13 protein-coding genes are annotated in these 12773 nt (G+C 71.8%); 5 read left to right on the forward strand and 8 right to left on the reverse strand.

The genetic code is table 11. The annotated features are described in order from the left end of the window. Nucleotides 1–95: 95 nt before the first annotated feature. The 5 genes from ACZ6D7_RS27770 to ACZ6D7_RS27790 all read right to left on the reverse strand — a co-directional run bounded on the left by ACZ6D7_RS27770 (nt 96) and on the right by ACZ6D7_RS27790 (nt 3834). Nucleotides 96–566, reverse strand: coding sequence for a DUF6099 family protein (locus ACZ6D7_RS27770; RefSeq protein ID WP_469496228.1), 471 nt, complete (start codon nt 564–566; stop codon nt 96–98). A 261-nt stretch (nt 567–827) separates the two neighbouring features. Next, the gene (locus ACZ6D7_RS27775; RefSeq protein WP_469496231.1) at nt 828–1154 is read right to left on the reverse strand and encodes a nucleotide pyrophosphohydrolase; all 327 of its coding nucleotides are present in this window, start codon (nt 1152–1154) and stop codon (nt 828–830) included. Beyond that, entirely contained in the window at nt 1151–2413 is a 1263-nt protein-coding gene (locus ACZ6D7_RS27780; RefSeq protein ID WP_469496234.1) for a P-loop NTPase family protein, read from the reverse strand. The genes ACZ6D7_RS27775 and ACZ6D7_RS27780 overlap by 4 nt, the downstream gene beginning before the upstream one ends. 129 nt (nt 2414–2542) lie before the next feature. Further along, nucleotides 2543–2923, reverse strand: coding sequence for a cell division protein SepF (locus ACZ6D7_RS27785; RefSeq protein ID WP_469496236.1), 381 nt, complete (start codon nt 2921–2923; stop codon nt 2543–2545). Between the two features lie 395 nt (nt 2924–3318). After that, nucleotides 3319–3834 carry a YceI family protein gene (locus ACZ6D7_RS27790; RefSeq protein WP_469496239.1) on the reverse strand — a complete coding sequence of 172 codons (516 nt, stop codon included), beginning with the start codon at nt 3832–3834 and terminating at the stop codon, nt 3319–3321. A 119-nt stretch (nt 3835–3953) separates the two neighbouring features. Here ACZ6D7_RS27790 and ACZ6D7_RS27795 point away from each other — a divergent pair, with 119 nt between their 5' ends. Next, nucleotides 3954–4583, forward strand: a complete 630-nt coding sequence (locus ACZ6D7_RS27795; protein ID WP_469496241.1) for a MarR family winged helix-turn-helix transcriptional regulator — start codon at nt 3954–3956, stop codon at nt 4581–4583. Between the two features lie 149 nt (nt 4584–4732). On the opposite strand, the gene ACZ6D7_RS27800 is transcribed toward ACZ6D7_RS27795, so the two are convergent. After that, nucleotides 4733–6361, reverse strand: coding sequence for an MFS transporter (locus tag ACZ6D7_RS27800; protein WP_469496244.1), 1629 nt, complete (start codon nt 6359–6361; stop codon nt 4733–4735). Nucleotides 6362–6546: 185 nt separating this feature from the next. Next, entirely contained in the window at nt 6547–7218 is a 672-nt protein-coding gene (locus ACZ6D7_RS27805) for a TetR family transcriptional regulator (protein WP_469496247.1), read from the reverse strand. Nucleotides 7219–7536: 318 nt separating this feature from the next. On the opposite strand from ACZ6D7_RS27805, the gene ACZ6D7_RS27810 reads away from it, so the two are divergent. Both ACZ6D7_RS27810 and katG read left to right on the forward strand, forming a co-directional pair. After that, nucleotides 7537–7974 carry a Fur family transcriptional regulator gene (locus tag ACZ6D7_RS27810; RefSeq protein WP_469496249.1) on the forward strand — a complete coding sequence of 146 codons (438 nt, stop codon included), beginning with the start codon at nt 7537–7539 and terminating at the stop codon, nt 7972–7974. A gap of 24 nt (nt 7975–7998) precedes the next feature. After that, nucleotides 7999–10191 (forward strand): catalase/peroxidase HPI, encoded by a 2193-nt coding sequence (gene katG / locus ACZ6D7_RS27815; RefSeq protein WP_469496252.1) that lies wholly within the window; start codon nt 7999–8001, stop codon nt 10189–10191. Nucleotides 10192–10290: 99 nt separating this feature from the next. On the opposite strand, the gene ACZ6D7_RS27820 is transcribed toward katG, so the two are convergent. Then, a complete protein-coding gene (locus tag ACZ6D7_RS27820) occupies nt 10291–11358 on the reverse strand; it encodes an enoyl-CoA hydratase/isomerase family protein (protein WP_469496256.1) in 1068 nt (355 codons plus the stop codon). 425 nt (nt 11359–11783) lie between these two features. Here ACZ6D7_RS27820 and ACZ6D7_RS27825 point away from each other — a divergent pair, with 425 nt between their 5' ends. Next, nucleotides 11784–12119 carry an SseB family protein gene (locus tag ACZ6D7_RS27825; protein ID WP_469496259.1) on the forward strand — a complete coding sequence of 112 codons (336 nt, stop codon included), beginning with the start codon at nt 11784–11786 and terminating at the stop codon, nt 12117–12119. Continuing rightward, nucleotides 12116–12772 (forward strand): hypothetical protein, encoded by a 657-nt coding sequence (locus ACZ6D7_RS27830; RefSeq protein ID WP_469496262.1) that lies wholly within the window; start codon nt 12116–12118, stop codon nt 12770–12772. Before ACZ6D7_RS27825 ends, ACZ6D7_RS27830 begins: the two co-directional genes overlap by 4 nt. The last annotated feature ends 1 nt before the right edge of the window (nt 12773 follow it).

Raw genomic sequence — 12773 nt, forward strand, 5'->3', positions numbered from 1 at the left:
TGCCGCGGCACACGGTACGACGCAGACCACCGACGCTCACTCCCGCTCACCAGAACACCCTTGAACACACTCCAGCGGCAGCAGCTCCGAACCCCTCACCGCTCCGGTAAAACTCTCTCCCGCTCCTCCCGCACCGCCAGCTTCCGCAGCATCTCCAGGACGCGGTCCCGGGACTCGTCCGCCGCGTCGATGGCCTCCATGCACTGCCAGTACGTCGCCTCGTCGGCCGCCGCGCTCGCCACGCCGACGAGCGCGATGCCGACCTCGGCGAGCAGAACACCCAGGTCGAGCAGGGCCCGGCGGGCGTCGTCCAGGTCGGTGAGCTGGGCGGCGCGCAGATCCCCGAGATCGAGATCCGGCGTGTCCAGCACCCCGCAGCCCCGGCCCGCCAGCTCGGTCAGGCCCAGGGCCTCGCCGCGCAGTTCGGGCGGGCCGGAGACGGCGAGCCTGCTGCCTATCGCCTGCGCCAGGGCCTGCGCCTGCCACACCTCCGTGAGGATCACGTGCCCCTCACGGCTGTCCGCCAGCGCGCGCCTGCTCGTCAGGATGAGCCGCACCGCGTCCATGCGCCGCCCCCGTCTGTCCCGACGTGCTCCTCGCACGTCCGCCGAACTCCCTGGCGCGCAGTGGCACACAGAGAGCGTCCACTACCCAGAGTGAGGGTCTGTGGGACGAAAAGCCAGAGGAAGACGGAAATCTGTGGACAACAAATCGGTTTCGGACCGTTGAACAACTGCGGAGAGTGAAAACGGATCGATACACTCCCCGACCCCACCCGTCGGCCCACTCACCTGCCCACCCACCTGCCCGCCCTCCTGCCCGCCCTCCTACGGCGCCGGGAACCTCCGCTCGTTGCGGTCGATCTTCGCGTCGAGGGCCGCCAGCGGATCGACGCCGAGCACCTCGCACAGTTGCAGCAGATACGCGAGGACGTCGGCGACCTCGTCGGTCACCCGGTGCGCGGTCTCCGGGTCGTCCATGACACGCGCCGACTCCTCCGGGGTCAGCCACTGGAAGATCTCGACCAGCTCGGAGGCCTCCACGCTGAGCGCGGCGACGAGGTTCTTGGGGGTGTGGTACGGCTGCCAGTTCCGCGCGGCCGCGAACTCGGCCAGCCGGCGCTGCAGTTTGCCCACGTCGAGGTGTTCTGTCACGGACCCAGGTGTACCACCGTCACACCGCGGGTCCGGACGGCCCAGGAGGCGTCGCTGACCGCTCCGGTGCAGCGGATGTGCCCGCGCTCGGCCATCCGCACCGCCAACCGCAGCAGTTCGGCGCGCTGGTGGACATCGAGGCCCCGGTCGAGGTTGTCGGCGAGGAGGGTGAGCGTCTGCATCGCGGAGGGCACCTCGCCGGCGGTGTCCAGGTCGAGGACGCCGGGGCCGGTGAGCAGGACCAGCGCGAGGGCGACGTAGCGCAGTTCGCCGTAGCCGAGCCGGGCCAGCTCCGTGCGGGTGCCGTCGCCGCGGTCGAGCAGGCCGCGGACCGTGCCGTCGCGGAGCGGTTCGGCGAGCAGGTCCGTGACGGGTCCGGCGCAGCCGGCGGCGAGGGCGGCCACCAGCTGGGCGTGCCGCCGTACGCACTCCTCGCGGGTGCGCCAGAGCACGTCGGCGAGGTTGTCGCAGCCGCCGAGCAGCCGTCCGGAGCCGGTGGGGACGGGGGCACCCATCCAGTCGGGCTGGGGGTCGCAGGCGAAGACGGAACGCAGGGCCACCACCATCTGCTCGGCGGCGGCAAGCACTCGGCGCTGTCCGTCGGTCTTGCCGGCGACCCGCAGCGGCAGCAGAGCGGTGCCCAGGCGGTCGTCGGGGAGCGGGGCGCGGGTGACGGGCGCGGATCCGGCGGTGTGCCAGGCGGCCTGTACCGTGCGGCGCCCCGGGTCGCGCAGGGCGGTCTCCAGCAGGACGACGCCGCCCGCGCTCAGCCGCTCCCCCACGACGCGCAGCTCGGGTTCCGCCTGTACGGCGACGTCGAGCCGGACCGGTCCCGCGGGGCCGTCGGCCGTACAGCCGATGCGGAAGCCGCGCCGGCGCTGGGCGTCGGGGCGGGCCCGCTCCGGCACACAGGCGACGGGGTCGGGGAACACCTCCCCGAGCGGCGCGCCGCCACCGAGCCGAGCGAGTGCCTCGTGGGCCCGCAGCGCGGTGGTCTTGCCGCTTCCGCTGCGCCCGGCGAACAACGTCACCGCCCCCAGCGGGAACGCCGCCCGCCGATGCCCGGCGAAGGCGGAGAGCCGCAGCTCGGTGAGACAGGGGCGGACGTGCCGCTCGGGGGCCGGGTCGGGCGGGGCGGGCGCCGGTGACGCCTGGGCGGGTACCCGGGCGGGCGGCGCCGCCTCGGACGACGTCAAGTCGGTCACGTCACGGGACGCGACACCGGTGGGGGAAGCGGAGGAAGGGGGCGGCACGGGCATAGGCGGACCGTAGGACTCCAGGTACCTGCGGAACCGTTCCGCCCGTCCAGCTTCCTACGATCGGGCGACGCGCGGGACGACGTACACCGCCGCCCCCTCACCTCGCTCCCCGCCCTCACACCCCCGTCGTCACACGCCTGCCCCCTCCATGATCCCGCTCACCTCGGTGCCCGGCGGAGTCAGCAGGAACACGTTGCGGTCCACGCGATGCATTCCGCTGGCGAGGCCGAAGACCACGCCGGTGGAGAAGTCGAGGACGCGCTTGGCGACCTCGGTCTCCGCGCCGGTGAGGTCGAGGAGGACCGGGATGCCGGCCATCAGGGTCTCGGCGACCTCGCGGGCGTCCGCGAAGACGTTGACCCGCAGGACGACGAAGCGGCGACGGGTCTCCGTGTCCGCGTCGGGGAGCGCGCGATGGTTCACCGCCGACGGCCACGCGTCCCGGCCCCGCAGCGGAACGACCTGGGCGAGCCCCTCCCACTGTTCATCGGTGACGTCGTATCGGTTCACCGGCTCCCCCCGAACTGACTCGCACTCAATGCCTGCACCTGCCAATTCTTACGCCAAGTCACCCGTTCGGCCCAACAGCGACACGGACCGCGACTGGCTCACCCGCCCCGGACAGGCGTTCGCGCCGCCGCTGACGCAGGGCGCGGTGCTGCACGAGCAGGGGCTGATCGGGGGGGCGCCGTATCTCACGGACGGCGGTGACGGGCTCGACTGGTACGGGCACCCGAGCCCGCTGTCGGTGGCGGTGGCGGTGGTGGGGGCCGGCGGCGGCGGGGATCATCGCGCCGGTTGCGGTGGCGGTGCTGCTCCTGCCGGCCCTGGCGAGTGCGGCGGCGGCCGTCAGGGGAACGCCGCCGCTGCGGATGCGGGTGGCGGCGGTTCCACAGACGTTGCCGTCAGGCCACCGTGCGGGTGAAACGGAGCGTGGTCGTGACGGTGGTCAGGCCGCGCATCATGCCCATCTGGTTCCAGCCGAGGCCGAACTCGTCCCGGTCCACGGTGAATTCGGCGGCCAGCGTGACCGCGTCCGCGTCCGCCTGCACCAGCTGTGCGGTGAGGGTGTGCGGGCGGCTGATGCCGCGCACGGTCAGCTGGCCGGACACCAGTACGGTGTCGCCGTCGCGGCGCTCGGCGGTCCGGACCCCGTAGGTGATCTCGGGGTGGTTCTCGGCGTCGAAGAAGTCGGCGCTGCGCAGATGCGCATCCCGCTTGGCGTTCTTCGTGTCGAGGGAGGTCGCGTCGAGGGTCAGGGTACCGGTGGCGGACCCGTCGGGTCCGACCTCTCCCCCGCCGGCGACCGAGGCGAAGGCGCCCTTCACGGTGACCAGGCCCCACATCGTCCGGTGCTTCAGGGCGACGGTGGAGGCACCCGCGTCGAGCTGCCAGGTTCCGGTTTCCACGGCGACGGTCATGGTGATCCCTCACATCGGGTAGTCCAAATTTGGATGAGACTGCGAGGTTCACGCTAGTCGGTAATCCAAAACTGAACAACACAGTCATGCAAATTTGGACAACGGATAGACTCGACGGCATGGCAGACCCCGAGGAGCACCCCCAGGAGCACGCTCAGGAGCACCCCCGAGAGCACGCTCAGGAGCGCCTCACCGACCTGCCCGAATGCCCCTCCATGGCGGGTACCGGCCTGCTGCCCCCGGAGCTGCGGGCCTGGATGGTGCTGCTGGCCGCGACGGGCGCGGTGGAGCAGCGGCTGCGCTCGGTCGTGAAGGAACGGCTCGACGTCTCGCACGACGAGTTCCTGATCCTGTGCCTGCTGGCCGAGCAGCCCCGCGAGGGACTGCGGATGACGCGCGTGGCGGAGCTGCTGGCCCGCCCCAAGACCCGGCTCACCTACCAGATCGCCTGTCTCCAGCACGCCGGCCTGGTCACCCGCAGGTCGGCGTGCGGCGACAAGCGGGGCGTCGAGGTCGCCCTCACCGAGAAGGCCCGCGGCCTGCTGCGGGAGGCGTCCGGCGCGCTCGCGGAGACGGTCGCCGGGGCGCTCGCCCACGTCATGGGGCCGGAACAGCGGGCCGCCGTACGCGGGTTGGTGCCGGGGCTGCGCGAGGCCGACGAGGAGACGCCCGACCAGCAGCAGGAGGCCCCCGACCACCAGCGGGAGGAGGCACCGGCCCGCGACCAGGCGCCCGCAACACACCTGTGAGGCCGCCCGGCGGCCCCCGCCCGACCTGGGAAGATCGGGCAACGGTCCGCACCGGGCGACCTCACACAGTCGGCCGCTGACCGGCCGCTGACCGGCCACCGACCGGCCACTGACCCGCCGCCGACCGGCCATCGAAGCCTCAACGCCCCCTACTGCGCGTCGGCCAGCTCCTCCGCCGCCTTCGACTCTTGCGCCGCCTTCGAATCCGCCGTCAGGGACTCGGACTTGGTGTCTCCCCGGCGGCCCGGCAGGACCGCGAGGACGACCAGGGTGCCGGCGGCCATGATGATCCCGCCGATCAGGCTGGTCTGCGCGACACCGTGGGCGAAGGACTCGTGGACGGCGTCGACCAGGGCCTGGGCCTGCTGCGCCCCGCCGGCCGGGTCCTTGGCGACCTGCTCGGCGACCGCGAGCCCGCCGCCCACCGAGTCCTTGGCGGTCTCCAGCGCGGCGGCCGGGAGGTGGCCGCCGATCAGGTCGGCCAGCTTGTCGCGGTAGGCGGTGCCGAGCAGCGAGCCGAGGACGGCGATGCCGAGCGAGCCGCCCAGCTCCAGCGCGGTGTCGTTGGCGCCGCCGCCGACGCCCAGCTCGTTCTCGGGGAACGTGCCCATGATCGTGTCGGTGGCCGGGGAGACGCTCAGGCCGATCGCGAAGCCGAGCATCATCATCGGCGCCAGGAAGTCGGCGTAGGTGGAGCCCGTCTCGATCCGGGTGAGCAGCAGGACGCCGGCCGTGCCGATCAGCATGCCGGCGACGACCATCGGCTTCATGCCCAGCCTGGGGGTCAGCTTGCCGGTGACGGCCGCGCCGACGAACACCGCTCCGGCCAGCGGCAGCAGTCGTACGCCGGTCTCCAGGGCGTCGTAGCCGAGGACGAACTGGAGGAACTGGGTGGAGTAGTAGATCGCGCCGAAGGTGCCGAAGAAGAAGAACAGCACCGCGAGCATGGAGCCGCTGAAGGGGCGCTGCGCGAACTTGCGGACGTCCAGCATGGGGTGCGGGTGGCGCAGCTCCCAGGCGACGAAGGCGACCAGGCCGGCGACGGCGACCACGGCGGCGGCGACGGGGCCGGCGCCCCAGCCGAAGTGCGGGCCCTCGATGGTCGCGTAGACCAGCGAGCCGACGGAGACGATCGACAGGAGGCCGCCGACGTAGTCGATCCGGCCCATGCCCTCCGCCTTGGAGGGCGGGACCAGGGCGAAGGCGCCGACGACGGCGACCAGGGCAATGGGCACGTTGATCAGGAACGTGGAGCCCCAGGCGTGGTCCTCCAGCAGCCAGCCGGCGACCAGCGGGCCGACCGCGATGGCGAGGCCGGAGGTGGCGGTCCAGGCGGTGATGGCGCGGGCGCGCTCCCGCCGGGGGAACATCGCGACCAGCAGGGAGAGGGTGGCCGGCATGACGACGGCGGCGCCGACGCCCATGATCGCCCGGGCCGTGATGACCAGGCCGGTTTCGTCGACCAGGCTGCCCATGACCGAGCCGCCCGCGAAGACCAGCAGACCGGCGACGAGGGCGCCGCGGCGGCTGTACTTGTCGCCGATCGCGCCCAGCACGAGCATCAGCGCGGCGTACGGGACGGTGTAGCCGTCGATGACCCACTGCAGGTCACTGCTGGACAGGCCCAGGTCGGTGGTCATGTCGGGCGCGGCCACGATCAGCGAGGTGTTCGCCATGACGACGATCAGCAGGCTCAGGCACAGCATGAGCAGGGCCCACCAGCGGCGGGCATAGGGGCCGACCGTCCGGTCGATGGGGGTGGTGGCAAGGAAGGGCATCGGGGACTCCTCGGGGACGCATTAATTGCCCACTGATGTGCAGACTAATTTATTGCCCACCACTGTGCAAATTAAGTGGCCTGCCTTGCGACTCCCCACGGCCCGGTCCCGGGGCATGACAAAGAGGCGCCCGTGCACCTGTCGTGCACGGACGCCTCGGGAAACGCGTGATCGGCCCCGGCGGCTCAGTCGCCGCCGGCGGGCTCCCCCAGCACGCCTGCGGACTCCCCTCGCACTCCGGTGGCCGCGACCTCGTCGACGACCTCCCGGGCCCGCCCCTCCGGCAGGCCGGCCGCGATGAGGGTGGCGATCGCGGTGCGGGTGCCGTCGTCCTCCAGCGCCCCGGTGTTGACCTCCTCCAGGAGCGCGACGTGCATACCCTCCAGGCCGGCGCTCAGCACGGCGGCCGGCAGCCGGGCGTGGAAGACGCCGTCACGCTGACCGCTCTCCAGGATGGCCGTGACCGCGTGGCGGGCCGGCTCCAGGATCGCGGCGACACGGTCGGCGCCCAGGTCGCGGCGGGCCAGCGCCAGGAGCAGCCGGTAGCGGTCGCCGACCGGCCAGATCGAGAAGACGAAGTGCGCGAGCCGCCGCTCGGCCGGCCCCTCGCCGGCCGCGGCGACCGCCAGCGCGCCGCGCAGCGCCTCGGACGCCTCCTCCGCGAGCGCCTCCAGCAGTGCCGCGCGCCCGGGGAAGTGCCCGAAGAGCGTCCGCCGTACGACACCGGAGGCGCGCGCCAGCTCCTCCAGGGTGACGTCCGGGTTCCGGCCCAGCTCCCGGCGGGCGGTGGCCAGGATGCGCGCCCTGTTGGACCGCGAATTGCGCCGCTGCGGCTCGCGGGCCACGGAGTTGGTCACGGGGGGGTTCCTCGATGGATCGGTACGGACGAGAGGGAGGCGAGGGGGAGACGAGAGGGAAGGAGGGTGGGGTGCCGCCCATTCTGACACGGAGCCGTTCCGGAGATCCGGGACGCCGACGGAGGCCGGCGCCGACGCGAAGCGACACCCCGGACACCGGCCCGACACCAGCCACGGCACCGGCCGGCACCATCCGATACCGCCCCACCAGCCCCACTCCCACCTCTATAACGGTACAAGCCACCTCAATCACGGCACACCAAACTTGGAGTGCTCGTTTTCTTGAACTCTTCGTGTTTATGGAAGTAGGTTGTCCCCATGACTGCACCCCAGACTCCGACCACCGCCGAGGAACTGCGCGGTGCCGGCCTGCGGGTGACGGCCGCCCGCGTCGCACTGCTCGAAACCGTCCGGGCCGGCGACCACCTCGGTGTCGAGGCGATCGCCGCCGGTGTGCGTGATCGCGTCGGTCACATCTCGCTGCAAGCCGTGTACGAGGCGCTCCACGCCCTGGACGCGGCAGGACTCGTCCGCCGTATCGAACCGCCGGGCAGCCCGGCCCGGTTCGAGGGGCGCGTCGGGGACAACCACCACCACCTCGTGTGCCGCTCGTGCGATGTCGTCGTCGACGTCGACTGCGCGGTCGGCCACGCCCCGTGTCTTACCGCGGCCGACGACCGCGGCTTCTCGGTCGACGAGGCCGAAGTCATCTACTGGGGCTTGTGCCCCGCCTGTTCCACCGCCCGCAGGGCCTGAGCATCGACTCGGAAGGACTCCCCCATGTCTGAGATCAACGACGCCACAGAGGCAAAGTGCCCGGTCGCACATGGACGCGCCGCGCACCCCACCCAGGGCGGCGGGAACCGTCAGTGGTGGCCGGAGCGCCTCAACCTGAGGATCCTCTCCAAGAACCCGGCCGTGGCGAACCCCCTCGGTGAGGAGTTCGACTACTCCGAGGCGTTCAAGAACCTCGACCTCGCGGCCGTGAAACAGGACATCGCCGAGGTGCTCACCACCTCGCAGGACTGGTGGCCGGCCGACTTCGGCAACTACGGCCCGCTGATGATCCGGATGGCCTGGCACAGCGCGGGCACCTACCGCATCAGCGACGGCCGCGGTGGCGCCGGCGCCGGTCAGCAGCGCTTCGCGCCGCTGAACAGCTGGCCGGACAACGCCAACCTCGACAAGGCCCGCCGTCTGCTGTGGCCGGTGAAGAAGAAGTACGGCCAGAGCATCTCCTGGGCCGACCTGATGATCCTCACCGGCAATGTCGCGCTGGAGCAGATGGGCTTCGAGACCTTCGGCTTCGGCGGCGGCCGCGCCGACGTCTGGGAGGCCGAGGAGGACGTCTACTGGGGTCCCGAGACCACCTGGCTCGACGACCAGCGCTACACCGGCGACCGCGAGCTGGAGAACCCGCTCGGCGCCGTCCAGATGGGCCTCATCTACGTCAACCCGGAGGGCCCGAACGGCAACCCGGACCCGATCGCCGCGGCCCGCGACATCCGTGAGACCTTCCGCCGGATGGCGATGAACGACGAGGAGACCGTCGCCCTCATCGCCGGTGGCCACACCTTCGGCAAGACCCACGGCGCCGGCCCGGCGGACAGCGTCGGCGCCGACCCCGAGGCCGCCTCCATCGAGGACCAGGGCCTGGGCTGGAAGAGCACGTACGGCACCGGCAAGGGCGGCGACGCCATCACCTCCGGTCTCGAGGTGACCTGGACCGCCACGCCCACCCAGTGGAGCAACGGCTTCTTCAAGAACCTCTTCGAGTACGAGTACGAGCTGACGGAGTCCCCGGCCGGCGCCAAGCAGTGGGTCGCCAAGAACGCCGAGGCGATCATCCCCGACGCGCACGACGCGTCGAAGAAGCACCTGCCGACCATGCTCACCACCGACCTGTCGCTGCGCCTCGACCCGGTCTACGAGCAGATCTCGCGTCGCTTCTACGAGAACCCCGACCAGTTCGCGGACGCCTTCGCCCGTGCCTGGTACAAGCTGACCCACCGTGACATGGGCCCGAAGTCCCTGTACCTCGGCCCGGAGGTCCCGGCGGAGACCCTGCTCTGGCAGGACCCGCTGCCGCAGGCCGAGGGCGAGGCCATCGACGCCGCCGACGTCACGGCCCTCAAGGCCAAGCTGCTCGCGTCGGGCCTGACCGTCTCGCAGCTGGTGTCCACCGCGTGGGCGTCCGCGTCCACCTTCCGCGGCAGCGACAAGCGCGGCGGCGCCAACGGTGCCCGCATCCGCCTGGAGCCGCAGCGCGGCTGGGAGGCCAACGACCCCGACCAGCTGCGGCACGTCCTGAGCGTCCTCGAGGGCGTCCAGGCCGAGTTCAACACCGGCGCCAAGAAGGTCTCGCTGGCCGACCTGATCGTCCTCGGCGGTGCCGCCGGTGTCGAGAAGGCCGCCAAGGACGCCGGCTTCGACGTGGAGGTCCCCTTCACGCCGGGCCGTGTGGACGCCACCGAGGAGCACACGGACGCCGAGTCGTTCGCCGCGCTGGAGCCGACCTGGGACGGCTTCCGCAACTACACCGGCAAGGGCACCCGCCTGCCGGCCGAGTACCTGCTGCTCGACAAGGCGAACCTGCTCACCCTGAGCGCCCCCGAGACGACCGCCCTCGTCGGCGGTCTGCGCGTCCTCGGCGCCAACAGCGGCCAGTCCACCCACGGCGTGTTCACCGACACCCCGGGCGTGCTGACCAACGACTTCTTCGTCAACCTGCTCGACCTGGGCACGACCTGGAAGTCGACCTCCGAGGACCAGCACACCTTCGAGGGCCGCGACGCCGCCACGGGCGAGCTGAAGTGGACCGGCACCCGTGCCGACCTGGTCTTCGGCTCCAACTCCGAGCTGCGCGCCCTCGCGGAGGTCTACGCGAGCGACGACGCGAAGGAGAAGTTCGTGAAGGACTTCGTCGACGCGTGGGTCAAGGTGTCGAACCTGGACCGGTTCGACCTGATCTGACCGACGGCGTAGGTCGCACCTGACCGATCCCGTCCACCACCGACAGCCGCCCGGACGGCCCGCGAGGGTCCGTCCGGGCGGCTGTCGCGCGTCCGGTCCCTACGCTCCCGCCGCCAGCCCGAGTTCGCGTGCGCCGAGCGGCGCGAAGAAGCGGTCGACGTCGGCGGCGGTGACCTCGGCGAGCGTCGCCGGGGACCAGCGCGGGGCGCGGTCCTTGTCGACGACCTGGGCACGGATGCCCTCGACCAGGTCGGCCGTGGTCAGGGCCGCGACGGAGACGCGGTACTCCTGGTCCAGGACCTGTTCCAGCGTGTCCAGCCGCCGGGCCCGGCGCAGCGCGGCCAGGGTGACCTTGAGCGAGGTGGGCGATCTGGCGAGCAGGGTCTCGGCGGCCTCCTTGGCCGCCGGGTCGCCGTGGTCGAGGAGCCGTTCGACGATCTCCTCCACGGTGTCGGCGGCGTAGCAGCTGTCGATCCAGTCCCGCCGGCCGGACGGCTCCCCCTGCGGCGGCGGCTGCGCATGACGGGCGAGGACGTCCCGTACGGGCAGGGTGACGAGGTCGTCGAGGAGCCGCGGCACGGACGCGGACGGCACGAAGTGATCGGCCAGCCCGCACAACACGGCGTCCGCCGCGCCGATCTGAGCGCCCGTCAGCCCGAGGTGCGTGCCCAGCTCACCCGGTGCGCGGGAGAGCAGGTAGGTACCGCCGACGTCCGGGACGAAGCCGATGCCGGTCTCGGGCATCGCGACCCTCGACCGCTCGGTGACGACACGGACGCTGCCGTGGGCGGAGAGCCCGACCCCGCCGCCCATCACGATTCCGTCCATGACGGCGACGTACGGCTTCGGATACCGGGCGATCCGGGCGTTCAGCCGGTACTCGTCGTACCAGAACGCGGCCGCCGCGGTGCCGTCGCCGTCGCGGGCGTCGTCGTGGACGGCCCGGATGTCACCGCCCGCGCACAGCCCGCGCTCCCCCGCCCCCGTGATCACGACGGCCTCGACGGCCGGGTCCCGCTCCCAGGCGGTGAGCGCCCGGTCGATACGGCGGACCATCTCGTGGTTCAGGGCGTTGATGGCCCGGGGCCGGTTGAGGGTGATGCGGGCGACCCGTCCGGTGCGGTGCAGGAGGACGGGGTGGACGGGGTCCTCGGTGCTGCCGGTCATCCGAACGCCTCCGCCGACCTCTCGGCCGTGATGTCACGCATGATCTCGTCGGTTCCTTCCAGGATCCGGTGACCGCGCAGGTCACCGGCGGCCCCGTAGCCACGGTAGCCACGGTAGCCGCTGGGCGACCGTCGCCGTCGGGACGGCCGTAGCCGCTACGGCGAGCGTCCTGCGCCACTCCTCCCCCTGTCCCCTTCCCTTTGCTCGGGCCGGATTCCCTTTGCTCGGGCCGGTTTCCCTTCGCTAGGGCCGGTCCGGGCCAACCTTCACGAGAACCACCCGTTCCTTCATGCGCGTCCTGCTCTACGGTGCCAACAGGCAATCACCACCGGGGAGGAACCGTGCAGCAGCCGAGGGCGGCGCTTGCCGAGCGGATTGCCGAGCGGAGAGGGGGAGGTGACGACCCTCGTGCCCTGGTCGGTGAGATGAGGCGTTCGGTCCTTCTGGTGCCGGTGTCGGGCGGGGGCCTGTGGTCGGTGCGTTCGGGTGGGGTGCGGTGGATCTGCGGGTTCACCGACGAGACCGCGCTGGCGCGGTTCGCCCTGCGTCAAGGACCGGGTGATCAGCCCATGGAGTATGCGGCGTTGCTGGGCGCGCGCATCGTCGACGAGATCGTGCCCGCGCTGGGCGAGCCCGCCGGCCTCGCCGTCGACATCGCCACCGAGGACGGGTCGATGTTCTTCCCGCCGGTCGTGGGCATCGTCCCGGACGCGGTCGCGGTCGACGCCGGTGCGGTGGGAGACGGAGGGCCGCGGTCGTGAGCGGTGACGGACAGGATCTGCGGCTCGGCAAGGAAGCCGTCGCGAAGTTCACGCAGGGCGTGGGTGCGACCATCGACCAGCTCGGTGAACTGGGCGGTGCCACCGGTTCGGTGATGGGCAAGGGCTTCTCGGAGCTGGCCATGACCGGGATGGAGGCCGGGCACCACGGCCTCTCGGTCGACTTCGAGGACCTCTGCGAACGCTGGGAGTGGGGCGTGCGCGCCCTGGTGAGCGACGCCAGCGCGATCGCGAACCTGCTCGGCCTGGCGGCGGGCACCCAGTGGGAGCACGACCAGTACGTGGCGGGCACCCTCAAGGTGGGCGTCAACGCTCTGATGGGCGGCAACCCGCACGCGAGCGAGGAGGAGATCGCCCAGCAGGACTGGGGTGACGTCTTCACGCCGGACTATCTGAACCCCGACTGGAGCGCCGAGTCGTGGGACAAAGCCGGTGAGGACATGGAGCAGACCTGGAAGGACACCGGCCGCACGGTGCTCACCGAGGGTCAGGGCGGCCGGCGGTCGGAGATGCTCAACGACGCGTTGGGCATATCCGACGACCAGTGGAACCAGGCGCTGGACGACACCTTCGGTCCTTCGCCGGAGGAACGCGCCCAGCAGGAACGGCAGCAGGGCGAGTCCGGGGGGAACTGAC

It is taken from the genome of Streptomyces sp. NPDC041784, assembly GCF_055591025.1.

What these genes read in the sequence shown, in the direction of transcription:
- ACZ6D7_RS27770 (WP_469496228.1), bottom strand. Translation starts at nt 566, where the DNA reads ATGGACGCGGTGCGGCTCATCCTGACGAGCAGGCGCGCGCTGGCGGAC.
- katG (WP_469496252.1), top strand. Translation starts at nt 7,999, where the DNA reads ATGTCTGAGATCAACGACGCCACAGAGGCAAAGTGCCCGGTCGCACAT.
- ACZ6D7_RS27825 (WP_469496259.1), top strand. Translation starts at nt 11,784, where the DNA reads ATGAGGCGTTCGGTCCTTCTGGTGCCGGTGTCGGGCGGGGGCCTGTGG.
- ACZ6D7_RS27820 (WP_469496256.1), bottom strand. Translation starts at nt 11,358, where the DNA reads ATGACCGGCAGCACCGAGGACCCCGTCCACCCCGTCCTCCTGCACCGC.
- ACZ6D7_RS27800 (WP_469496244.1), bottom strand. Translation starts at nt 6,361, where the DNA reads ATGCCCTTCCTTGCCACCACCCCCATCGACCGGACGGTCGGCCCCTAT.
- ACZ6D7_RS27795 (WP_469496241.1), top strand. Translation starts at nt 3,954, where the DNA reads ATGGCAGACCCCGAGGAGCACCCCCAGGAGCACGCTCAGGAGCACCCC.
- ACZ6D7_RS27780 (WP_469496234.1), bottom strand. Translation starts at nt 2,413, where the DNA reads ATGCCCGTGCCGCCCCCTTCCTCCGCTTCCCCCACCGGTGTCGCGTCC.
- ACZ6D7_RS27790 (WP_469496239.1), bottom strand. Translation starts at nt 3,834, where the DNA reads ATGACCGTCGCCGTGGAAACCGGAACCTGGCAGCTCGACGCGGGTGCC.
- ACZ6D7_RS27810 (WP_469496249.1), top strand. Translation starts at nt 7,537, where the DNA reads ATGACTGCACCCCAGACTCCGACCACCGCCGAGGAACTGCGCGGTGCC.